The organism is Paraburkholderia sp. EG286B (assembly GCF_040965655.1).
Classification (GTDB): domain Bacteria; phylum Pseudomonadota; class Gammaproteobacteria; order Burkholderiales; family Burkholderiaceae; genus Paraburkholderia.
This window is the reverse complement of record NZ_JBFRCF010000002.1, coordinates 484,594-506,903: the sequence shown is the minus strand read 5'-3', so window position 1 is coordinate 506,903 and position 22,310 is coordinate 484,594. Positions and strand designations below refer to the sequence as shown.

Sequence of the window (22,310 nt, the reverse complement as noted above, 5' to 3'; positions counted from 1 at the left end):
CTTTGCTGTGGCCGATCGAAAACCTCGCGCTGAACGGCGCAGGTTCGACGCGCCGGCAATCGTTTCCTGCCACAATCGTTCGCACCCGTGCAGGGCGGCGTACGCACGCGATGCGCGCGAATCATGCCCTCTGCAAGGTCATCGTCAGCCACAGCACCGCGTCGTCATGCTCCGGCGCGTGCTCGCCGATTTGTCGCTTTGCTGGTGCAACCGCCGCGTGAGCGCTCGCGTTGCACCGAATCAGGCCGCGAGGTTGTGCCAGCGTTTTGCCAGCTTCGGCGGCGCGATTCCGATCCTCCGGAGACAAGCCGACCATGCCCACTCTTTGCGAAATCTGTAATTCCCGGCCTGCAGTCGCGCGCGTGACTGTCGTGCAAAACGGGCAGCGCAAGTCCATGTCGATCTGCGACTACGACTACCGCCAATTGATGCGTCACCAAAGCATGCTCAACCCGTTCGATTCGCTGCTGGGCGGCAGCGGCCTGTCGCGCTTTTTCGGCGGGCAAGGCGGAGAGGACGAGCACGACGACGAGGGGCACGACCTCGCCGCCGAGGTGCCGCGCGAATCCGTCGATGCGACCGATGCGTTCAGCGAGCAGACGCTCGAAATCCTGCAGCGCGCCGCGGAAAAAGCCCATGAACTGCAGCGCAATGAACTCGATACGGAACACCTGCTGTACGTACTGGCGGACACCGATGTTTGCGCAGCACTCCTGAAGGAGCTGAAGCTCTCGCCGCAGGACATCAAAGGCTATATCGATCAGCATGCGCAAAAGGGCACGGCTTCGCCCGACGCGCCTATCGACAAGATGACGATCTCGCCGCGCCTGAAAAAAGCGTTTCAATATGCGTTTCAGGCATCGCGCGATCTCGGCCACTCGTACGTCGGCCCCGAGCATCTGCTGATCGGTCTCGCCGCGGTGCCCGACAGCATTGCGGGCGCGCTGCTCAAGAAGTACGGCGTGACGCCCGAGGCGCTGCGTCAGAAGGTCGTGAAGGTAGTGGGCAAGGGCGCGGAAGACGGCCGCGTGGATGCGCCCACGGGCACGCCCACGCTCGACAAGTTCGGCCGCGACCTGACGGCCATGGCGCGGCAAGGCAAGCTCGATCCGGTGCTGGGCCGCGCGCAGGAAATCGAGAGCACGATCGAGGTGCTCGCGCGGCGCAAGAAGAACAACCCTGTGCTGATCGGCGAGCCGGGCGTGGGCAAGACCGCCATCGTGGAAGGGCTCGCACAGCGCATCGTCAATGGCGACGTGCCTGAGGTGCTGCGCGGCAAGCGGCTCGTGGAGGTGAACATCAATTCGATGGTCGCGGGCGCGAAATACCGCGGCGAGTTCGAGGAACGCGCGAAGCAGCTGATCGACGAAGTGAGCGCGAAGCACGACGAGTTGATTCTCTTCATCGACGAATTGCACACGATCGTCGGCGCGGGTCAGGGCGGCGGCGAAGGCGGGCTCGACATTGCGAACGTGCTGAAGCCCGCGCTGGCGCGCGGCGAGTTGAGTCTCATCGGCGCGACGACGCTGAACGAGTATCAAAAGTACATCGAGAAGGACGCGGCGCTCGAACGTCGCTTTCAGCCCGTGCTCGTGCCGGAGCCCACGGTCGAGCAAACCATCGTGATCCTGCGCGGCCTGCGCGACAAGCTCGAAGCGCACCATCAGGTGACCTTCGCCGACGACGCCTTCGTGGCCGCCGCCGAGCTGTCGGATCGCTACATCACGTCGCGCTTCTTGCCCGACAAGGCGATCGATCTCATCGATCAGGCGGCCGCGCGCGTGCGCATCGGTTCGACCTCGCGTCCCGCAGAGATGCAGGAACTCGAAGCGGAGATCGCCCAGCTCAAGCGCGAGCAGGACTACGCGGCGTCGCGCAAGCGCTTTGACGAGGCCAAGGGTTTCGAGGAGCGTATCAACGAAAAGCAGGAAAAGCTCGAAGAGCTGACCGAGGCGTGGCAGCGCAAGACGGGTTCGGAAACGCTCGAAGTCACCGTGGCGTCGATCGCCGAAGTCGTGTCGCGGCTCACCGGCATTCCGGTCGCGGATCTCACCCAGGAAGAGCGCCAGAAGCTGCTCAAGATGGAAGAGACGCTGCGCGAACGCGTGGTAGGCCAGGAGGACGCCGTGGTCGCCGTGAGCGACGCCGTGCGCCTGTCGCGCGCGGGTCTCGGCCAGTCGAACCGGCCGATCGCGACTTTCCTGTTCCTCGGGCCGACCGGCGTGGGCAAGACCGAGCTCGCCAAGGCACTGGCGGAAACCGTGTTCGGCGACGAGCAGGCGATCATCCGCATCGACATGAGCGAGTACATGGAGCGTCATGCGGTGGCGCGGCTCATCGGCGCGCCGCCGGGCTACGTGGGCTACGACGAGGGCGGCCAGCTTACCGAGCGCGTGCGGCGCCGCCCGTACAGCGTGATTCTGCTCGACGAGATCGAGAAGGCGCACGCCGACGTCTACAACGTGCTGCTGCAGGTGTTCGACGACGGGCGGCTAACCGACGGCAAAGGTCGCGTGGTCGATTTCAGCAACACGATCCTGATCGCGACGAGCAACCTCGGCGCGTCGATCATCATGGACAACCTCGAGCGCCCCGAGAAGTCGCGTCTCGACGACAAGACGATCCGCGCCGAACTCATGAAGGTGCTCAAGGGCCATTTCCGGCCCGAGTTCCTCAATCGCATCGATGAAATCATCGTGTTTCATGCGCTTTCGCGCGACAACATCCGCGCGATCGTGCAGATCCAGCTCGAGCGCGTCACACGCACGGCGGCCGCGCAGGGCATCACGCTCTATATGGGCCAGACGCTTGTCGATCATCTAGTGGAGGCCGGCTATCAGCCGGAGTTCGGCGCGCGCGAACTCAAGCGGCAGATTCGCCAGGAAGTGGAAACGCGTCTGGCCAAAGAGATACTCGGCGACGCGCTGCAGTCCGGCGATACCGTCGAGATCGGCTACGACAAGACGAACGAAGAAGTCACGATCAGCAAGGTCGCCGTGCCGCCCGACGTGAAGGAGGACAAGCCGGCGAAGAAGGCGAAGAAAACGGCGACGCCGCCGGTCGACGAAATCGCGAGCGAAATGGCCGCGGACGACATGGAAGGCGATCCACCGCCGCCGCCGAAGAAGAGCGGCAAGGGCGGGGGCAAGGCGAAGCCTGCTTGATTGAGTGGAGCGACGGCTGGCGCACCGGAACGTGCGCCAGCTTTTTTCCCTTCTGATTGATATGGAATCCAGATTAACTGGCGGCGATACGCCACCATGTGGGCAGCAGCGCGCGCACGCCGGGCTGCGCGAAGCGGTCGTCCAGCAGGTGCACGACGCCGCGATCGTGCTCGGTGCGGATCACGCGCCCGGCGGCCTGCACCACCTTGCGCAGGCCAGGGATCAGGTAGGTGTAGTCGAAGCCGTCGCCGTAGAGCGTATCCATGCGTGCGCGCATCGCCTCGTTCACGGCGTTCACCTGCGGCATGCCGAGCGTCGCGATGAACGTGCCGATGAGGCGCGTGCCCGGCAGATCGATGCCTTCGCCGAACGCGCCGCCCAGCACGGCGAAACCGATGCCGCAGCCGCCTTCCACGAAGCGTGCGACGAAGGCCTGCTGGCCCGCCTCGTCCATGGCGCGCGACTGAATCCAGACGTCGACCTCTGGATGGCGCGCCGCAAACGCGTCGACGGCTTGCTGCAGATAGTCGTAGCTGCTGAAAAAGCACAGATAGTTGCCCGGGCGTTCGGCAAATTGCGCGGCCACGCGCTCAACCAGCCCTTCGAGCGAACGTTCGCGGTCCTTATAACGCGTCGAGATATGGCGGGCGATGTGGACGTCGAGCTGCTCGGCGCGAAACGGCGTGTCGATGTCGATGCTCACCGTGTTGGCGGGCAGGCCGAGCATGTCGCTGTAGTAATGCGTGGGCGAGAGCGTCGCTGAAAAAAGCGTAATGCTGTGTGCCGTGGCGATGCGCGGGCGCAATGCATCCGCCGGCACGATGTTGCGAATGGCGAGCGTGGAACGCGGGCGGCGCGCGTTCTGATGCGCCAGCGGCGTGACGTCGAAGAGCGAATGCGTATCGAAGCGTTCGGCAATGCGCGTGAAGTGCAGGGCGTCGAAATAGAAGCGCTCGAGTTCGGGGTCGCGCACGAGCGCGGGTTCGGCGAGCTGGTCGCCGATCGCCGCGATCACGTCGCCGAGCGCGGCAACGAGGCCTTCGGGCAAGGTGTCGCTCGCGCGCCAGGCGCCCGGCTGGACGGCGTTCTGTGCGTTCCAGTGCTTCTGCAGGCGCGCGAGCGCGCGCTTGAGCGGTGCGCTCGCGGCGCGGCGCGGCGCACGGCGTCGATGCGCGTTTGCACGAGTTCCGCCGAATACATCGCGCGGGCGCGCTCGGGGAGGTTGTGGGCTTCGTCCACGAGCACGCTCGCGCGCCACTGGTTGTGCGCGGCGAGCATGAACAGCATGGCGCTCACGTCGAACCAGTAGTTGTAGTCGCCGACGATCACGTCGCTCCAGCGCGCGAGTTCCTGGCCAAGGTAGTAGGGGCACACGGCATGCTCGCTCGCCACCTCGCGCAGTGCCGCGCGATCGAGCCGCACGCGTTCGAGCGCCGCGGCACGCGCGGCCGGCAGACGGTCGTAGAAGCCGCGCGCGAGCGGGCACGATTCGCCATGACATGCCGCTTCGGGATGCTCGCAAGACTTCTCGCGCGCAACGAGTTCGAGCACGCGCACGGGCACGTGCGTTCGTTGCGCATCGGCGCTTGCTTCGTCTTGTGTGCTTGTCAGCTTAGCTAGCGCATCGAGCGCCAACTGACGCCCTGAGCTTTTCGCGCTCAGAAACACGACCTTGTCGATCGCCGCGCGCGGGCAAGCCTTCAACTGCGGAAAGAGCGTGCCGATGGTCTTGCCGATACCGGTGGGGGCCTGCGCGAGCAGACAGCGCCCCTGTGTCGCCGCGCGCCAGACGGCTTCGGCAAGATCGCGCTGGCCGTGCCGAAACTGCGGATGCGGCAGGCGCAGTGTGGCAAGCGCGGCGTCGCGCGCGGCGCGGTGTGCGCTTTCCTGCTCGGCCCATGCAACGAAGCGACGGCATTGCGTTTCGAACGCGGCGCGCAATTCCGAGGCGCTCGCCTGCTCGACGAGCGCCGTCTCGCGGCCCGAACCGATGTCGTAGTACACCAAAGCGAGTTCGAGCGCGTCGAGACCGAGTTTGTCGCACAGGAGGGCGCCGTAGACGCGCAACTGCGCCCAGTGCAGCGCGCGCTGATTCTCGCGCATCGCATCGAGGTCGCCGCGATAGGTCTTGAATTCTTCGAGCCTGCGGCGTGCCGGATCGTAGCCGTCGGCGCGGCCGCGCACGGTGAGCGACTCGAACGTGCCGGAAAGCGCGATCTCGGTCTCGTAGCCGGGCGGGCGTCGCGCGGCGATGGCCGTGTGGCCGGCGCGGCCATCGCTTGCGTCGGGCGAGGGCGTGAAGCGCAAGTCGAGGTCGCCGCGCTTCGCGGTGAACTCGCACAGCGTGCGGACGGCGACGGTGTAGCTCATGGCGCGCGCGGCGCCTGGGCGACGCCGTCGCCGGTTTCGTCGGCTGCGTCGGGCAGGTTGGGCCAGCGCACCTGTAACACGGAAACCGGCATGCCGTGCTGCACGCAATAGGCAAGCCAACGGCGCTGGTTGTCCTGCAAACGGTCGCCGGGGCCTTTCACCTCGATCAGTTCGTAGCGCCGCTCGTGCGGCCAGAAGCGCACGAGATCGGGCAGCCCCGAACGGTTGGCAACGGGTTCGCGCAGCAGCCGCTCGAACCACAGGCGCAGATGGGCGGCGGGGAAGCAGTCGAGGGCGAGCGTGAGCAGTTCGTCGCTCAACGCGGGCCACGCGACGAACGGTGACTGGGTGCCGGATTTTTCCGCGTAGCGCCGCAGAATCGAGTCGCGGTAGGCATGCGTTTCGAGTTCGGCGAGACAGGCTGCGAACTGCGAGGCACGGCGTGCGACGAAGTCGGCGGCTTGCAGGTCGGCGGGGCCGCGCTGGAACGGGTGGAAGAACGCGCCCGGCAGCGGCGCGAACAGCGCGGGCCAGCAGAGCAGGCCGAAGAGCGCGTTGATCAGCGTGTTCTCGACATAGAACACGGGCGCTTGCGGCGTGGCGAGCGCGATGCGGGCGGCTTCCTCGACGCGCAGCGCGCCGGGCGCCGCGGGCAGCGAGAGTTCGAGCTGCGCGAACCCCGGCTCCGCGCTCGTCTTCGACTTCGCCCGCGTGCGCGCGAGACGCCCGAGCGTGCGTGCCGCGCGCTGCGCTTCTTCTTCGTTCGCGGGCGCATCGGCAATGGTCTGCGCGAGCGCCAGCGCTTCTTCGCGGCGGTTCAGCTGTTCGAGCACGCGCACGCGGCGATAGCGCGATTCAGGATGACCGCAGTCGAGATAAGCGCGCCACGCGAGTTCGGCTTCGCCCGCGCGCTCGGCTGCGAGCCCCGCGGCGTGACGCAGCTTGTCGTGGCGAGCGCGCAGCCACGCGTTGGCTTGCGTGCGCGGCGCCAGCGTGTCGAGCGCTTCGAGGGTTGCGCCGATGGCAGCGGCAGCGTCGAAGTCCTGGGTCCCCGCGCCGCTCTCGAGTCCGTCGCGGCAATCGCGCAGCGCCAGATACGCGTCGATGTCCTCGCGGCGCTGGAACGCGCGCGAGGCGCGATCGAAGGGCACGCTTTCGTAGCGAAAGACGCCGAGGTCGGCGAGCACGAACTCCGACCAGTCCTGATGCAGGTTGCCGAAGAACATCAGGCGCAGGCGCTCGCAGAGCGGGGCGCTCGCGAACCGCAGCACGGTGTCGGGCGAGGCCGGGAACCAAGCTTGCCAGTCGCGCGGCTCGGGTGCGGCGGCATAGTGTGCATCGAGCGCCTCGAGCATCGCCGAGCGTGTGGCGCGCGCTTCGAGCGCGATGCCGAGGCGCGGGGCGAGCGTCTGCAGTTCGGCTTTCGTGACCAGCGCGGCGAGCGCGTCGAGATCGAGCGCGGGTGCGTCGTCGAGCCAGCCCGCCGCGACGAGCGGTGCCGCCGCCGCGCGGGGGCAGCCGATCTCGTCGTACGCGAGACGGCTCGCGCGGAAATGGGGTCCCTTGCGCATCAGCATGCGCACGAAGAGCGCGCGCGACGCCTGCGGCATCTGGGCGAAATCGTCGGCGAAGCTGCGCTCGGCGTCGTCGAACAGGTCGGCGCAGCGCGTGTCGAGCCACGCTAGCGCACGCTCGAAGTTGGCGAGGTAGTAGAACGGATCGGGAGAGTCGGGAAGCACGCGCGGCACTGTATGGATATACAGCGGCGATGATAGCAGGGTCGCGCGTGATCGCGAGCGCCGTCAGGGATTCCCCGCCCCGTACGCTACAATTGCCGCAGCCTGAAAATCGGATGAGCGATGAACACACGTAACGCATGCTTAGCCGGCCTCGCGGCCGCCGTCACCCTGCTCGCGGGATGCGCGGCGCAGTACCGCAACACCAGCGCTTGCGAAGAGGCGATGCGTAGCCGCCTTGCCGAGACGACGCTCGGCGACCTCAAAGTCACGCATAGCGCGACGACGTATCGCGGCGCGCGCGTGGTGGTCGAAGGGCGCCTCGAGAACGGCGCGGCGTCGGCCGTCGTGGCAGCATCGGCGCCGTCTGCCTCGGCGGCTTCGGCCGCATCGGCAGCGTCGTCCACCGCGGCGCAGGGCGCCAACGAGGCGACCACGGTTACGGCGCCGACGGTGCAGGCGGCAGCGCTGCCCGGCACGATTTCGGTTCCCACCGCTCCGGTCGCCCAGGGCGGCGCGGCGGAGGGCAAGCCGACTACGCCGGTCGCGCTGCTGGCCGCAAAGCTCGGCATCAAGAAGGCCGCGATCACGCCGGCGGCTGCGGAGTGCACCTTCAACGAATCGGGCCTCGCGACGTTCCGCTGGCTCGCGCCGCCGAAGCTCGCGAAGACCACGCCCGACCCGAACGCCGCGAACGACTAAATCGAACGCACGCGGCTCGCCGTGGCGCGGCTGCGGCGGCACCCGTCGCTGGCGCAATCTGCGCTCATGAAGGCCTCCCAGGAGGCCTTCGTCGTTTGTGACTGATGAGACGTAGGCGGCCGCCGGCGCGCTCAGAACGCGAAGAAAGGTCCGCTGCCGGCTGGCGTGGCCTGCGAGGCGATCGCCGTGAACACGCGCCTCCCGAAGAAGAACGGCAGTCCCCAGCCGAACGCGCGACCGTTGTAGCCCGCGAGATTGCTGAAGGCCCAGTTGCCGGTGGCGAGCAGCGTCGTCGAGCTCGCGACCGCGAAGGTCACGGGAGCGCCCACGCCGTCGATGCCGGCTATCGTCGCGCTGAGGCTGACAGGCGAACTCGGGCAATACCAGAAGCCGCAGCGCGTCATCGTCGGGCTGTTGAAGTACAGCGCGTTCGAGCCCGTGTCGAGATAGCTCAGCGAGTAGACGGTGCCGTCCGATGTCGTCGTCTTCACATAGCCCGTGCCCGAGTTCGCGCGCAGCACGGTTGCGCTGCCGAGCGCGTTGTTCGCCTGCGTGCCGATGCCGAAGATCATCGACCCGCGCAGCCCGGACGCGCCGCTGTCGGCCAGCGCCGGCAAGTCGATGATTACGCCGTTGTTGTCGGTGGCGAAGCCCGCCACCGGGTTGCTGACCTGTTGCGCAAGCGGTTGCGTGCTCGCCGTGCAGCCGCTCGCGGGGCACCCGTAGTACCACGGCGTGACTGCCGCCCTGACGCAGGACACGCCGCAATCGGCGCTGAACGGCCCTACGCCGAGGATGCCGTTCGAGCGCAGCGTGGCGGCGCTGTTCATCGCGAGGCCGCTGCCGGCGCAGCCGGCCGGCGCCGCGGCCGGCACGGCCGGGTCGGCGATCACCTGGATCGGCAGCGCGGCGGCGATTTCGCCCGCGAGCTTCACGTCGGCGCTGCGCACCGCGCCCCACGTGTAGCCCGTGCCGAACACGGCGCATTCGCCGGCGATGTCGGCCCCCGCGCCGGCTGGCACGGCGGGCAGCGCGAGGCCCGCCGGCAGCGCCGAAGCGAGCAGGCGCAGGCCCTGCGAGCCGGTATCGACCTGGACGTGGTCGACGCTCGCGCAGTCCGCGGTGCCCGGCACGCAGACCGTGACGCTCGTCATCAGCATGTTGCGCGTCGAGGTGGGTGTCGGGCCGACCGTGACGGCCACGACATTGGGCGTGGTCGATTGCGGCACGGTGCCGCTCGTGCCGGTGGTCGACGGTGCGCTTGCGACACCCGGGACGCTGGCGGGCGCCGTGGCGCCTGTGGTCGCGGACGCTGTTCCGGCATCGCCGCCACCGCAAGCCGTGAGCGCGGCGCAAAGCGGGAGGAGCGCGAGGAGGGCGTGGGGGGCGAGGCGCCGAGGGCGGGCTTTCATTGGAGATCCCCGGCGCTCACGCCCGCGGGCAGCGCGGCGGGCAGCCATGCCCGTCCCGCGTAGGCGCGCATATGGCCGCCGGCCGTCTCGACCACGACCTGCGCGCCGTCCACGCGCGCGGCATGCAGGCCGTTGCGGCCTGTGGCGTGAAGCGCCGCGGCGGCGCTGCGCCAGTCGGCTGCGTAACGGCCCAGCAGCGCCTCCACGTTGGGCTGAGCCGGCCCCTGCCACGTGTACGCGAAGACCGTCCCGGTCGCGCTGCCCACATAGGCGTTGATGGTCGTGCCGTTGTCGTCGACGTAACTGACGACGCGGCCGGCGCCGCCACCGACGCTGCGCAGGGCGGCGCCGGCCGGCACGGCTGCGGTGTCGCCGAGCGCGGCGCGGGCCGGCACGGCGGTGAAGCCGAGGCAACTGAGCGCGCAGGCGAAGGCTGCGGCGCGGCCCGCCTGGGTGAGATTACAAGTTTTCATGACGCTCTCCGGTCCTGCTTTTTATGAATCTCTTTTTTGAGATTTCGAAATGAAATTAGCACCAGGGTCGTTCTTGCGAGCGTCCCGGAGTGGAAGGGCGGCATAGCGCAAAGCAACGTTTTGGCGTGGAGCGGAGTTAATGCATTGATCCAAAAGGAAATTGGCGGCTTTTCAGCAGGTTGGCTGCGCCGGATCGAATGTCGATGAATGTTACGGCGCGGGCGGTTTGGGGAGCCGAGCTCGCGTTTCGGCGCGCGTCGCCGCGGCGGATACCGGGCCTGGATCGCGTGCCACCCCGTGGTTTTTGCACAGCGGGCCGCCGGACCGGTAAAATGTTTGGTTGATCCACGGAAACTGGCCGTGGCGTAGCCGAAGGGATTACCCGAACATGAGTGATTTTCATCAACGTCTTGCCGCACGCGCACTCGCGCTTCTGATGGCGGGCGGGCTGGTCGCCGGCTGCAGCTCGCCGACGCCGGGCAAGATCGATTACCGTAGTGACGCCAAGGCGAAGCAGTCCTCGCTCGCTGTGCCGCCGAACATGCTCGACGAAGCGTCCGACCAGCGCTCGCTCGCGCCGCAGGGCGGCGAAACCTCGCTGTCTTCCCTCAAGCAGACCCAGGCCGCCGCGCCGCAGTCCGACGAAGCCCAGGTGGTTCCGCAGGTGCCGGGCATGCATATCCAGCGTGACGGCACGGAGAGCTGGCTCGTGATCGACAGCCGCACGCCCGACCAGGTCTGGGCGCAAGTGCGCCGCTTCTGGCAGGAACAGGGCTTCCTGCTCGTGGTCGACCAGCGCGACAAGGGCGTGATGGAAACGGACTGGAACGAAACCCATCCGAAGATCAGCGACGGCCTCATCCGCAACACGCTCTCGTGGGCCACGGGCAACTCGTACGTGACCGCCGAGCGTAACAAGTACCGCACGCGCCTCGAAACGTCGCCCACTGGCGGCACCTATGTGTTCATCAGCCAGAAGGGTCTGAGCGAACAGCTCTCGGGCACCAACAACGACACCAGCAAGTGGGTGCCGAAGCCCAACGATCCCGCGCTCGAAGCCGAATACCTCAAGCGCCTCATGATGACGCTCGCGAACGCGAAGCCGGGTGTGCCCGACGCGCAGGTCGCGGCCGAAGCCGACGCCAAGGCCAACAGCAAGGGCACCGACGCGAAGTCGAAGGCTCCGGACGCCGCTGCGGCCGCCATGGCCGCGCAGAACGTCGCAGCCGTGGGCCAGCAATCGGGCAGCGGCTCGTCGAACGCGCAGGGCACGTCTGGCCAGTACACCTCGTCGGAGCTCACGCTCGGCGAGCCGTACGACCGCGCGTGGGTGCGCGTGGGCATCGCGCTCGATCGCGCCAACTTCACGGTGGACGATCGCGACCGCACGAAGGGCATCTACTACGTGCGCTACGTCGATCCGAAGGACCACAGCTCGGACGAGCAGGGCTTCTGGAACCAGATCTTCCACGGCCGCAAGGAAAAGACCGCGAAGCAGTACAAGCTCAACGTGCGCGCCGTGACCGACAACCAGACGCGCGTCGCGATCGTGGACGACAGCGGCCAGATCGACTCGTCGCGCCCGGCGCAGGAGATCATGAGCCTCGTGGTCGACGAACTGCACTAAGCATTGCGCCTGAGCCAGCGTAGTCTGGCTCAAGACTGCAAAAGAAAAACCCGCCTGCGCTTGCCCGCGCAGGTGGGTTTTTTCATGCCCGCGCGCCATACTCAGTGCGGGATCATCCAGGTGAGCACGTTCTGCTGCAGCCACACGAGGATGCCGAGCAGCACCGTCAACAGGATCGAGTGCTTGAACGTCTTCGCGAACACAATACCTTCCTGCCCCTTCAGGTCCGTGGTGGCGACGCCCGTCGCGATGTTCTGCGGCGAGATCATCTTGCCCATCACGCCGCCCGACGAGTTGGTCGCCGCCATCAGGATCGGATTGAGGTTGAGCTGTTTCGCGGCCACCACCTGCAGGTTGCCGAACAGCGCGTTGCCCGAGGTGTCGCTGCCTGAGAGGAACACCGCGACCCAGCCGAGGAAGGCCGAAACGAGCGGGAAGAAGGCGCCGACCGACGACACCGCGAGACCCAGCGTATACGTGAGCCCCGAGTAGTTCATCAGGAACGCGAGCCCGACGATCGTCGCGACCGTGAGGATGGCGATGCGCGTCTGCACCCAGGTATCGACGATCGCGACGCCGAAATCGGCGGGCTTCAGGCGCACGACGAATGCGGTGATGATCGCCGCGACGAGAATCGCCGTGCCGGTGGCGAGCGGCTGGAAGTCCCAGATCGCGCCATAGGGCGTGTTGTAGAGCGTGATGTAGACGGCCTTGTCGAGGCCCGGCCACGGCACTTTCACCTCGCCGATCGTGAAGACCTTCGCGACGGTCCAGATGATCACGACGGCCGCGACGATGATCCACGGATACCAGCCCTGAGCGCCCCGCACGGCGCCGCGCGCTTCCTTCGCGCGATCGACCTTGATGGCGAAGCGCGGATCGGACGCGGGCTTCCACACGCGCAGGAACAGGATGGTGAGGATCAGCGAGACGAGCGACGAGAGCACGTCGGTGAGGCTGTAGTTGATGAAGTTGGCGGTGACGAACTGCGTGAGGGCGAAGCTGCCGCCCGAGACGAGCAGCACCGGCCAGATGCGCAGCATGCCGCCCATGCCCGCGTAGATCGCGATGACATAGAACGGCAGCAGCAACGCGAAGAACGGCAACTGGCGGCCGACCATCTGGCCGAGCAGATCGGAGGGCAGGTGCGTGACTGCGCCGAGCACGGTGATCGGCACGCCGAGCGCGCCGAACGCTACCGGCGCCGTGTTGAAGATCAGCGTGAAGGTCAGCGCCTCGAGCGTCGGAAAGCCGAGCATGATGAGCAGCGAACTTGTGATAGCGATCGGCGTGCCGAAGCCGGAAATCCCTTCGAACAGGGCGCCGAACGAGAAGCCGACCACGACGAGCACGATGCGCCGGTCGTTGGGCAGATTGTCGAGCAGCCACATGCGAAAGGCCGCGAAGCGGCCTGAGCGCAGCGCGATGTTGTAGAGCAGGATCGCGGTGACGACGATCCACATCACCGGCCAGAGCGCGAACACCACGCCCGCGAGCACCGAGCTGATCGCGAGATTGACCGGAAACTGCCAGCCGCCGATCGCGACGATCAGACCGACTACGAGCCCCGCTAGCGAGGCTTGCCATGCGGGCCGCCGCGCCCAGCCGAGCAGGGCGAGCACGGTGAGAATCGGCAGCACGGCGATCAGAAACGAAAACAGCAGCGAATTGCCGATGGGGGTCAACAGCTGGTGGAACATCACGTCTCCTTTATGCTGGTTCGTTATCGGCGCAGCAGTGACAGCGTGCGCCGGGGCGCGTCGTCGGCTGTGGAGTTCAGTGCGCGGCCAGGTGGCCGAGTTAAGGCGGTGCTTCAATCCCCGCTAGCCCACTTGGAGGATAGATAACGACACGGGAGCGTCAAGGAGGGAAAGTACGGTCCGGCACTGTTTTGCGGCGCATATGCCGGCGTGGCGCGCAGCGTGAGCGTCAGTGATGCCAGTGCCCACCGCCGCCGCCCCAGTAGCCGAAGCCGAACGAGACGGCGGGCGCGCCCCAGCCCCAGCCGTACGCGGGGTAAGGGTAGTACGCGGGATACGCGGCGGGATAAGCGGGATAGGCCGGCCACGCGGGCACGGCGATCGCCACGGGCGGCGAAGGATAGAGCGGCCCCGGATACTGTGAGTCGGGCATGGCGGCCGGAGCCGGGTTCGGCGCCGTTTGCGCGACTACGGTTTCCTGCTGGGTGGCCGCGACGGGCACGGTGCCGTAGTAGTAGGGCGGGTAGCCGTAGGGGGCGTAGTAGTAGCAGCCGGAAAGCGCGGGGAGCGCGCTCGCGGCGGCGATCACAAACACAGACGGACGTTTCATGGCGGGCTCCGCGAGTGGCGAACGGCCGCGCAGGATGATCGCCATCAGGCCCGAGCCGTCTGATCGCTTGAGCTTACGCCGTACGAACGCGCTTTGTGTTGTGCATCGTTAACCGAATATTTCGCGTAGCACGGTGGCTGCGATGGCATCGACCCAAGCAAACGCGGCGCAGCCCGTGAGGGTCTGCGCCGCGCATCCTTCCCTGATGCACGCCTGGGATGGCGTGTTGCCTGCCGTGTCGTTTCTGTTGCGTGCCGTCGCTTCGATCGTGCGGCCAGTCGTGCAGCCGCATCGTCGCTTCGTACTGGCGCTAATGCCTGTTTGCCACTTACTTGCCAACCTGATTGCCGATCACGCCACCCACCGCTGCGCCGCCCACGGTGGAGAGCGCATTGCCGCCGATCGCCGCGCCGGCCACGCCGCCCACGCCCGCGCCAATCACCGTATCGCGGTCGCGTCTCGACATGTTGTCGCAAGCGCCAAGACTGCCCAGCACGGCGACGAGTGTCGTCACCGTGAGTAGCGTGCGTGCACGTTTGAGCGTATTCATTGTTCGACTCCCCACGCATGATGCGTTCGAGTGGGCGGTCCGACGTGCGCTGGCGCGCACGCCACACCTTCGATATCCCCATCCTAGCCACGCGACCCGTATCCGGGTGTGTGCGCTTGTCAGAGAGTTGTGGGAGTCGTTAGAAAATGTTTCGGCGGACGGCGAGCGCCCGCCGGGGCGTAGTGAGCCCTGAGTCGGCCCGAAGTCAGCGCTTACTGGCGCTGATAGATTTCGGCGCCTTGCTTGATGAACTCGACCGCCTTCACTTCCATACCCTTCTTGAGGGCCTCGTCGTCGCTCACGCCTTGCTTGGCCGCGAAGTCGCGCACGTCCTGGGTGATCTTCATCGAGCAGAAGTGCGGGCCGCACATCGAGCAGAAGTGCGCGACCTTGGCCGAGTCCTTCGGCAGCGTTTCGTCGTGGAACTCGCGCGCCTTGTCCGGGTCGAGGCCGAGGTTGAACTGGTCTTCCCAGCGGAACTCGAAGCGCGCCTTCGACAAAGCGTTGTCGCGCACCTGGGCGCCCGGATGACCCTTCGCGAGATCGGCCGCATGCGCCGCGAGCTTGTACGTGATGATGCCTTCCTTCACGTCGTCCTTGTTCGGCAGGCCCAGGTGTTCCTTCGGCGTGACATAGCAGAGCATGGCCGTGCCGAACCAGCCGATCATCGCGGCGCCGATGCCGGAGGTGATGTGGTCGTAGCCCGGCGCGATGTCGGTGGTGAGCGGCCCGAGCGTGTAGAAGGGCGCTTCCTTGCACCAGTCGAGCTGGAGATCCATGTTCTCCTTGATGAGCTGCATCGGCACGTGGCCCGGGCCCTCGATCATCACCTGCACGTCGTGCTTCCACGCGATCTGCGTGAGCTCGCCAAGCGTCTTCAGTTCGCCGAGCTGCGCTTCGTCATTGGCGTCGTAGATCGAGCCGGGACGCAGACCGTCGCCGAGCGAGAAGCTCACGTCGTAGGCCTTCATGATTTCGCAGATCTCTTCGAAATGCTCGTAAATGAAGGACTCCTTGTGATGCGCGAGGCACCACTTGGCCATGATCGAGCCGCCGCGCGAGACGATGCCCGTCATGCGGTTCGCGGTGAGCGGCACGTACTGCAGGCGCACGCCCGCATGAATCGTGAAGTAGTCCACGCCTTGCTCAGCCTGCTCGATGAGCGTGTCGCGGAACATTTCCCACGTGAGGTCTTCGGCCTTGCCGTTGACCTTTTCGAGCGCCTGGTAGATCGGCACCGTGCCGATCGGCACCGGCGAGTTGCGGATGATCCACTCGCGCGTTTCGTGAATGTGCTTGCCGGTCGAGAGGTCCATGACCGTGTCGCCGCCCCAGCGGATCGCCCACGTCATCTTGTCGACTTCTTCGCCGATCGACGAGGTGACCGCCGAATTGCCGATGTTCGCGTTGATCTTCACGAGGAAGTTGCGGCCGATGATCATCGGCTCGCTTTCCGGGTGGTTGATGTTCGCGGGAATGATCGCGCGGCCGCGCGCGATTTCGTCGCGCACGAACTCGGGCGTGATTTCCTTGAGCGCGTTCTCGCCGAAGGCGGCTGCGCCGAACGCCTGGCCCGGATGCTGGCGGCCCATCATCGCGGCGAGCTTCGCGCCGTTCGGGCCGCTGGCCTTGAGACTTTCCAGATACTCGGCGCGGCGCTGGTTCTCGCGAATCGCGATGTATTCCATCTCCGGCGTGATGATGCCCTGACGCGCGTAGTGCATCTGCGTGACGTTCTTGCCGGCCGTCGCGCGGCGCGGCGTGCGGTGCAGGCCGGGGAAGCGCAGCTCGGCCGTCGCGGGGTCGGCGGCGCGCTCGCGGCCGTACTCGGAGGAGAGGCCCGGCAGCGCTTCGGTGTCGCCGCGCTTTTCGATCCAGCCCTGACGCAGCGCGGGCAGGCCCGCGCGAATGTCGATCTTCGCTTCAGGGTCGGTGTACGGACCCGAGGTGTCGTAGACGTAGATCGGCGGATTCTTCTCGCCGCCGAAGCCCGTGGGCGTATCCGCCTGCGTGATCTCGCGCATCGGCACGCGGATATCGGGTTGCGAACCGGTCACGTAGATCTTGCGGGAATTGGGCAGCGGCGCGATCGCGGCTTCGTCGACGTGCGCGTTGGCGGAAATGAACTTGGGATTCGCGTTCATGCGTCTCTCTCTCCATGCAAAGCAAAGTGGGAACAGCGGCTTAGCAGGAGACGAGACGGAACGTGGACGGACTTCGCTGTGATGAGGTGAGGCGTTGAGCGATGTTGCGAAGTCCGGACGCTTCCCTGCGCTGGCATTATCCAGATCAGGTTCAAAGGGTATTTCTCACCCGCGCAATACGCTGCACGACTTTCGTTCGATGCGGCGCATGACGCAGGACCCCCGCGTAAGCAAGGCCAAACGATACACCGCGCTGCGACGGTCTGGCAAGTGTCATCTCGCGTGCGATCTGCCAGGCACGGTGTGGCGCGGTGTTTCGTGCCGGCGGAACTTACAGCGTGAAATCCTGCGAGGCTTCCGGCTGAAACAGGATGCGTTCGATCTTCAGCGTTTCGACCGCGCCGCCCGGCGTCGTGAAGCGCACGGCGTTGCCGCGCTTCGCGCCGAGGAGCGCGAGACCCGCGGGCGAGAACACGTTCAGGCGCCCGGCGTCGACGTTCGCCTCATGCGGATAGACGACGGTGTACGTGAGGGAGGCGCCGTTGCGCTCATCGACGAGCGTGACCTGCGAGTTCATCGTCACGACGTTGGCGGCCATGTCGCGCGCTTCCACGATCACGGCGTGTTCGAGCAGCTCGTCGAGCATGGCCTGGCGCGCGGGGGCGGCGCCGGGTTCGGCGGCGCATCTTTCGAGGCGGGCAACATCGAGTTCGGTGAAGTAACGGATTTTCTTCGACATGGCAGTTTTCCTTGCGATCCAGAAAAGATTCGAGGTAACGGCGAGGGCCGGCGGGCGAAATCGCGCAATCGGGCGCGGGCCGCAGCGGGGCATAACGGGGCGTAACGGATCGGCCCGGAGCCCGACCGAACGGCTCCGATGGATTGGGGGAGACGGGTTCAGTGCGGGCGCCGGGCGGCGCAGAGCGGGGCGGAAAGGGGCGGCAGGGTGCGCGCTCGGGTGTCGAGAGGCCACGGCGCCGTTCGCTCGCGCCTTGCGCGTGCACGCGCTGGCGCGCCGCGCAAACGGTGCGGCGGCAAGGCGAATACGGGACGCGAAACGAGCGAAAGCATGGCGAGCGACGTGTACGAAACCTGATTAATGAAAGTTAAACGAAAGGTTGCGTCATGCTAGCACGATCCAACCGGCGTGGCGTGACCCGGTCGGCGAACGTCGATATGGTGCGCGATCGGCCGTGCTGGCTTGCGCCGCTGCCACTGTGACGCGCACGCAACGAATCGCCGCGCATAAAGCATCCTGAAAGCATCCGCAACGCCCGGCGTTGTTGCATAATGCGCTTCGCCCGTCCCGGGTGTCCTTCGTACTCCGTCTTTTTTTTCGCGTTCTTGCGCATCTGCACCATGCCGTCGAGCTTCACCCGTCCCGCCACCTTGCTGGCGGGGCGCCCGCGGTCCTGCCTTTCACCTGCCGCGGTGAAATGTCGATGCCTCCCCGTTTGCCTTTCCACGTGAACACTCAATCCTTATTCGCCGGGGCCCGGCAGGTTGCAGCCGCGCTATGGCGTTTCGTGCGCGCCGTGCGACTGCCGCAGTCGCGCACCGGACGCGTCGCGCTTTCGCTCGCCGTCGTCTACTTCGTCTGGGGCTCGACGTATCTCGGCGTGAAGGTCGCGCTCTATTCGTTCCCGCCGCTCCTGCTCTCCGGCTTGCGTAATCTGCTCGCCGGGATCGGCCTGTTCGTCTTCGCCATGCGCCGGCGGCCCGTCATGCCTACGCTGCTCGAAGTGCGCAACGCGGGCGTGGTGGGCACGCTGCTCGTGGGCCTGTCGAGCGGCATGCTCGCCTACGGCATGCGTACGGTGGGCACCGGCAAGGCGGCCGTGATGGTCGCCACGGTGCCGCTGTTCGCGACTGTGATCTCGGCGGTCACCGGGCGGCGCGTGGCGAAGGCCGAATGGGCCGCGGTCGCGCTCGGCCTCGTCGGCATTGCCGTCCTTAGCCACGGCGGGGCCGCGTCCGGCTCGGCGGGCGGCAGCCTCGCGATTCTGTGCGGCGCGCTCTTCTGGGCAATCGGTGCGCATCTGGCGGGCAAGCTCACGTTGCCGACCGATCTCTTCCTCGCGACGGCGCTGCAGATCGGCCTCGGCGGCGCCATTTCGACGGCGGTCGCGTGGATCAGCGGCGAACGCATGGGCGAGCTGCATTTCCTGCCGCTCCTCGCGTTCCTCTACCTGCTTTTCATCGGCACGATGGCGGCCTATGTCGCGTATGGCTACCTGATCCGCCATACCAGCCCGCTCGTCGCGAGCAGCTGCATGTACGTGAATCCCGTCGTGGCCGTCGCGCTCGGCGCGCTGCTGCTCGGCGAGCCGGTCACGAGTGCAACCGTCGTCGCGACCGTGCTGATTCTCGGCAGCGTGGGTTTGTCGTTCCTGTTCGACGACCGCCGCCGCACGTCTTGAGTTCATCCTGACTTCGCGACGCGTTTCGCATCATCGCGCTGCGTTGCGCGCGCGGCCGCTGCGCACGTGAGGCAAGCAGCGGCCGCGACTTCATCGTTCACCGGTGACCGGCAGCCTTTCGGGCGTTAGCCGTCATCCCGGCGCCTTTACCGTCTGCCAGACACTATTTCGCCTTTTCCGCGGAGTTCGTGAGGGCGTGGCCGCCTGCGGAAACGTCCTCGCCGGCACCCGCCATCGTGTTGCAGGCCGAGAGCGCTGCCACAGAAGCGGTAACGAGAAAGAGGGCAATCAGGCGTTTCATGAGGAAGTCCTCCACGGTGTCAAAGGAGACGACTCACCAGCATGTCGCGTGCCCGGTCATTTGTGCCGCCATGCGTCGGCGTGGACGCATGCGTCGGGTCCGCTGCTTGCGCTAGCGCCGATGCAGGCGCGACATAGCGCAGCGCATCCGCCCACAAGGAGGACTACGCCATGCTTCACTACGCCATCGTGTTTTTCATCATTGCGATCATCGCCGCCGTGTTCGGCTTCACGGGCATCGCTGCGGGCGCGGCCGAAATCGCCAAGATCCTGTTCTACATCTTCCTCGTGGTCTTCGTGGTCACGCTGCTGCTAGGCGTGATGCACCGATGACGCGCGCAATGCAAAGCCCATCCCACTCATGCATGCCATGTTCGAAGGAGAGTCAGATGTCGAAGACACACGCTTCGTTTGAGTTCGATCTCAAGCGCGTGCGCGATGAGGCGCGCCGCAATCTCGATCAGGGGCCGGTCACGCCGGACTACCCCGCGAATCGCCAGACCGTGCTCAAGCTGCTCAACGATTCGCTCGCCACCGAGCTCGTGTGCGTGCTGCGCTACAAGCGGCACCATTTCATGGCGAAGGGCATCGAGTCCGAGTCGGTGGCCGCCGAGTTTCTCCAGCACGCGACCGAGGAGCAGCAGCACGCCGACATGCTCGCGGCCCGCATCGTGCAGCTCGGCGGCGAGCCCGACTTCTCGCCGGCGACGCTGGTCGAGCGCTCGCACTCGGAATACAAGGAAGGATCCGACCTGAAGGACATGATCCGCGAGAATCTGGTTGCGGAGCGCATCGCCATCGAGAGCTATCGCGCGATCATCAACTATCTCGGCCACGACGACACCACCACGCGGCGCATCTTCGAGCAGATCCTCGCGACGGAGGAAGAGCATGCCGACGATATGACGGACTTGCTGTTCCGCAAATAGCGCTTGCCGCTAGCGCTCAGGAAGAGGTCTGCGCGCCCGCGCCCATGCGCGGGCGCGTCGCATGGTGAATCCAGCCGGCGAGCGCCGTGAATGCGATGCCCGCCGCGCACACGCCGATCCAGCCGAATGCGTGCCAGGCGGTCACGCCCACGGCGGAACCGGTCGCGCCGCCGATGAAGTAGCAGACCATGAACACCGTGTTCACGCGGCTGCGCGCCTCGGGGCGCAGCGCGTAGATGCGCGATTGATTCGAGATCTGCGCGGCCTGCACGCCCACGTCGAGCACGATCACGCCGATCACGAGGCCGATCAGGCTCGTGCCGGAGAACGCGAAGATCACGAACGCGAGCGCCATCAGCACGATCGACATCGTGATGACCGCGCGCGGCCCGCGCTTGTCGGCGGAGCGGCCCGCCATCGGCGCGGCCAGCGCGCCCGCCGCGCCGACGATGCCGAACAGGCCCGCCGCCTGCGGCCCGAGATGGAACGGCTCGCCCGCGAGCAGCAGCGTGAGCACGGGCCAGAAGAGGCTGAACGCGGCGAAGAGGCAAGCGCCCGTCGCCGATGCTTCACGCAGTCCCGGCAATTCCAGCACGAGATGCCACATCGAGCCGAGCAGCTTGCCGTAGCCGAGCGTCGAGGTCGGCTGGCTCTTCGGCAGCTTCTTCACGATCACGAGCGCGAGCACGAGCAGCGCGACGATCGACGCGCCGAATACCGCGCGCCAGCCGAAGTACTGACCGACGAAACCGGCCGCCGTGCGCGCGAGCAGGATGCCGAGCAAGAGGCCGCTCATGACCGTGCCCACCGCGTGGCCGCGCGCCTCGGGCGGCGCGAGTTCCGCGGAAAACGGCACGGCCTGCTGCGCGATGGTGGAGAGGATGCCGATCGCGAGGCTCGCGCCGACCAGCACGGCAAGCGAGGGCGCCGTGGCCGCGACGAGCAGCGCCACGCACAGGCCGGCGGTTTGCAGCAGGATGATGCGGCGGCGGTCGTAGCGGTCGCCGAGCGGCGCAAGCAGCAGCATGCCCGCTGCGTAGCCGAGCTGGGTGCCGGCCGGTACGGCGCCGATCCACGCGGCGCCGGCCGGGAAGCTCTGGCGGAAATCGTCGAGCAGCGGCTGGTTGAAGTAGATGTTCGCGACCGTGACGCCCGCGATGGTCGCGAGCAGGAGCAGCAGGCCGCGCAGCGACTGGCCTGCGCCAGCGTTTGCGGAATCAGGTGTGGACATGTGCGAATGCGGGCGGCGCCCGGTGATACGAAAGGCAGGCTTCGAGCGTGCCGATCATACCGGAGCGCGCACAATCGCGCTGGCGGCCCGGGAGCGCGCCGCCAGTCGCGCTTTCAGGCAATCAGCTCGCCCGAGGGCTCGTAGAACGGATACGGTCCGTCGAATGTCTCCACGTATTCATGATGGGTTACGATCCCGCCCTGCGGATCGTAGCGATGCAGCGCGAAGGCGGGCGGCTCCAGCGTGAAGGTGGAGGGCGCATCGGGCGCGAGGTCGAGCGTGACCTGGTGGGCCGGCGCGGGCACCGCCGCAGCGATCGTGCCGCCGAAGCGCACGAACATGGGCCGGTGCACGTGACCGCACAGCACGCGCTCGACGTTGGGATGCTGCGCCACGAGCGCTTCGAGTGCCCGGGCGGCACTGTCGTCGAGCCGAATCGCATCCATATGGCCGATGCCGCAGTCGAACGGCGGGTGATGGAGTGCGACGATCACGGGCTTGCCGCGCGCCGCGTCGAGCTGCTGCGCGAGCCACGCGAGGCGCGCCGCGCAGAGGGTGCCCGCGCTTTGCCCCGGCTGCATCGAGTCGAGCGCGATCACGCGCAGCGCTCCGAGGTCCACGGCGTACTGGACGAACTCGCCGCCTTCGCGCAGTTCGGGCCGGTCGGCGAATACTTCGCGCAGCGGCTCGCGCGCGTCGTGGTTGCCGATCAGGAGCCAGTACGGAATCTCGAGCGTGTCGAGCAGCGTTTTGAGGTGCCGGTATTCCTCGACCGAGCCCTGGTCGACGAGGTCGCCGGTCATGAGCACGGCGTCGGGGCGTGGCGTGAGCGCGTTCAACCGCGCGATGGTACGCGCGAGGCTAGCGGCCGTATCGACGCGGCGATAGGCGAGCGCGCCCGGTGGCTTGATGTGCAGGTCGCTGATCTGGGCGAGCAGCATG

Annotated in this window: 19 protein-coding genes, 1 pseudogene and 1 riboswitch; of the genes and pseudogenes, 6 read left to right on the top strand and 14 right to left on the bottom strand. The window is 66.8% G+C overall.

The genetic code is table 11. From position 1 onward, the window contains the following. Positions 1–121 precede the first annotated feature (121 nt). Entirely contained in the window at positions 122–316 is a 195-nt protein-coding gene (locus tag AB4Y42_RS05650) for a hypothetical protein (protein WP_368693600.1), read from the bottom strand. On the opposite strand from AB4Y42_RS05650, the gene AB4Y42_RS05645 reads away from it, so the two are divergent. After that, on the top strand, positions 315–3,164 hold the full coding sequence (locus AB4Y42_RS05645; protein ID WP_368686263.1) for an AAA family ATPase: 2,850 nt from the start codon (positions 315–317) through the stop codon (positions 3,162–3,164). The two genes, AB4Y42_RS05650 and AB4Y42_RS05645, sit on opposite strands and share 2 nt — an antisense overlap. 73 nt (positions 3,165–3,237) lie before the next feature. On the opposite strand, the pseudogene AB4Y42_RS05640 reads toward AB4Y42_RS05645, so the two are convergent. Together AB4Y42_RS05640 and AB4Y42_RS05635 are read right to left on the bottom strand one after the other, a co-directional pair. Beyond that, positions 3,238–5,534, bottom strand: a pseudogene (locus AB4Y42_RS05640) (ATP-dependent DNA helicase). Further along, entirely contained in the window at positions 5,531–7,273 is a 1,743-nt protein-coding gene (locus AB4Y42_RS05635) for a VRR-NUC domain-containing protein (RefSeq protein ID WP_368693599.1), read from the bottom strand. Before AB4Y42_RS05635 ends, AB4Y42_RS05640 begins: the two are co-directional and overlap by 4 nt. 120 nt (positions 7,274–7,393) lie before the next feature. On the opposite strand from AB4Y42_RS05635, the gene AB4Y42_RS05630 reads away from it, so the two are divergent. After that, on the top strand, positions 7,394–7,972 hold the full coding sequence (locus AB4Y42_RS05630) for a hypothetical protein (RefSeq protein WP_368693598.1): 579 nt from the start codon (positions 7,394–7,396) through the stop codon (positions 7,970–7,972). A gap of 131 nt (positions 7,973–8,103) precedes the next feature. Here the strand turns inward: AB4Y42_RS05630 and AB4Y42_RS05625 are convergent, their stop codons facing one another. Both AB4Y42_RS05625 and AB4Y42_RS05620 read right to left on the bottom strand, forming a co-directional pair. Beyond that, entirely contained in the window at positions 8,104–9,384 is a 1,281-nt protein-coding gene (locus AB4Y42_RS05625; protein ID WP_368693597.1) for a DUF3443 domain-containing protein, read from the bottom strand. After that, on the bottom strand, positions 9,381–9,857 hold the full coding sequence (locus AB4Y42_RS05620) for a DUF2844 domain-containing protein (RefSeq protein ID WP_368686258.1): 477 nt from the start codon (positions 9,855–9,857) through the stop codon (positions 9,381–9,383). The genes AB4Y42_RS05625 and AB4Y42_RS05620 overlap by 4 nt, the downstream gene beginning before the upstream one ends. A gap of 388 nt (positions 9,858–10,245) precedes the next feature. On the opposite strand from AB4Y42_RS05620, the gene bamC reads away from it, so the two are divergent. Next, positions 10,246–11,484, top strand: a complete 1,239-nt coding sequence (gene bamC, locus AB4Y42_RS05615; RefSeq protein ID WP_368693596.1) for an outer membrane protein assembly factor BamC — start codon at positions 10,246–10,248, stop codon at positions 11,482–11,484. A gap of 101 nt (positions 11,485–11,585) precedes the next feature. On the opposite strand, the gene AB4Y42_RS05610 is transcribed toward bamC, so the two are convergent. The 6 genes from AB4Y42_RS05610 to AB4Y42_RS05585 form a co-directional block, all read right to left on the bottom strand. Next, entirely contained in the window at positions 11,586–13,184 is a 1,599-nt protein-coding gene (locus AB4Y42_RS05610; protein ID WP_368693595.1) for an L-lactate permease, read from the bottom strand. Positions 13,185–13,413: 229 nt separating this feature from the next. Next, positions 13,414–13,794: a hypothetical protein gene (locus tag AB4Y42_RS05605; protein WP_368693594.1), complete on the bottom strand. Its 381-nt coding sequence runs from the start codon at positions 13,792–13,794 to the stop codon at positions 13,414–13,416. Between the two features lie 328 nt (positions 13,795–14,122). Continuing rightward, positions 14,123–14,344, bottom strand: coding sequence for a glycine zipper 2TM domain-containing protein (locus tag AB4Y42_RS05600; protein ID WP_042264685.1), 222 nt, complete (start codon positions 14,342–14,344; stop codon positions 14,123–14,125). 212 nt (positions 14,345–14,556) lie between these two features. Continuing rightward, on the bottom strand, positions 14,557–16,488 hold the full coding sequence (gene thiC / locus AB4Y42_RS05595) for a phosphomethylpyrimidine synthase ThiC (RefSeq protein WP_368693593.1): 1,932 nt from the start codon (positions 16,486–16,488) through the stop codon (positions 14,557–14,559). A gap of 104 nt (positions 16,489–16,592) precedes the next feature. Continuing rightward, positions 16,593–16,722: riboswitch (TPP riboswitch) on the bottom strand. 97 nt (positions 16,723–16,819) lie between these two features. Next, positions 16,820–17,227 (bottom strand): GreA/GreB family elongation factor, encoded by a 408-nt coding sequence (locus AB4Y42_RS05590; protein WP_368686253.1) that lies wholly within the window; start codon positions 17,225–17,227, stop codon positions 16,820–16,822. Between the two features lie 367 nt (positions 17,228–17,594). Beyond that, positions 17,595–17,864 (bottom strand): hypothetical protein, encoded by a 270-nt coding sequence (locus AB4Y42_RS05585; RefSeq protein ID WP_368693592.1) that lies wholly within the window; start codon positions 17,862–17,864, stop codon positions 17,595–17,597. Between the two features lie 150 nt (positions 17,865–18,014). Between AB4Y42_RS05585 and AB4Y42_RS05580 the strand changes: the two genes are divergently transcribed. Next, complete coding sequence (locus tag AB4Y42_RS05580; protein WP_368693591.1) at positions 18,015–18,908, top strand: EamA family transporter; 894 nt, start codon at positions 18,015–18,017, stop codon at positions 18,906–18,908. Between the two features lie 163 nt (positions 18,909–19,071). Here the strand turns inward: AB4Y42_RS05580 and AB4Y42_RS05575 are convergent, their stop codons facing one another. After that, on the bottom strand, positions 19,072–19,209 hold the full coding sequence (locus AB4Y42_RS05575; RefSeq protein ID WP_368686251.1) for an entericidin A/B family lipoprotein: 138 nt from the start codon (positions 19,207–19,209) through the stop codon (positions 19,072–19,074). Positions 19,210–19,379: 170 nt separating this feature from the next. Here AB4Y42_RS05575 and AB4Y42_RS05570 point away from each other — a divergent pair, with 170 nt between their 5' ends. Further along, complete coding sequence (locus tag AB4Y42_RS05570; RefSeq protein WP_028204224.1) at positions 19,380–19,541, top strand: DUF1328 family protein; 162 nt, start codon at positions 19,380–19,382, stop codon at positions 19,539–19,541. A 56-nt stretch (positions 19,542–19,597) separates the two neighbouring features. Next, positions 19,598–20,137: a bacterioferritin gene (locus AB4Y42_RS05565; RefSeq protein ID WP_133181533.1), complete on the top strand. Its 540-nt coding sequence runs from the start codon at positions 19,598–19,600 to the stop codon at positions 20,135–20,137. 16 nt (positions 20,138–20,153) lie between these two features. On the opposite strand, the gene AB4Y42_RS05560 is transcribed toward AB4Y42_RS05565, so the two are convergent. Then, the gene (locus tag AB4Y42_RS05560; protein ID WP_368693590.1) at positions 20,154–21,368 is read right to left on the bottom strand and encodes an MFS transporter; all 1,215 of its coding nucleotides are present in this window, start codon (positions 21,366–21,368) and stop codon (positions 20,154–20,156) included. A 113-nt stretch (positions 21,369–21,481) separates the two neighbouring features. Further along, complete coding sequence (locus AB4Y42_RS05555; protein WP_368686249.1) at positions 21,482–22,309, bottom strand: phosphodiesterase; 828 nt, start codon at positions 22,307–22,309, stop codon at positions 21,482–21,484. Position 22,310 lies beyond the last annotated feature (1 nt).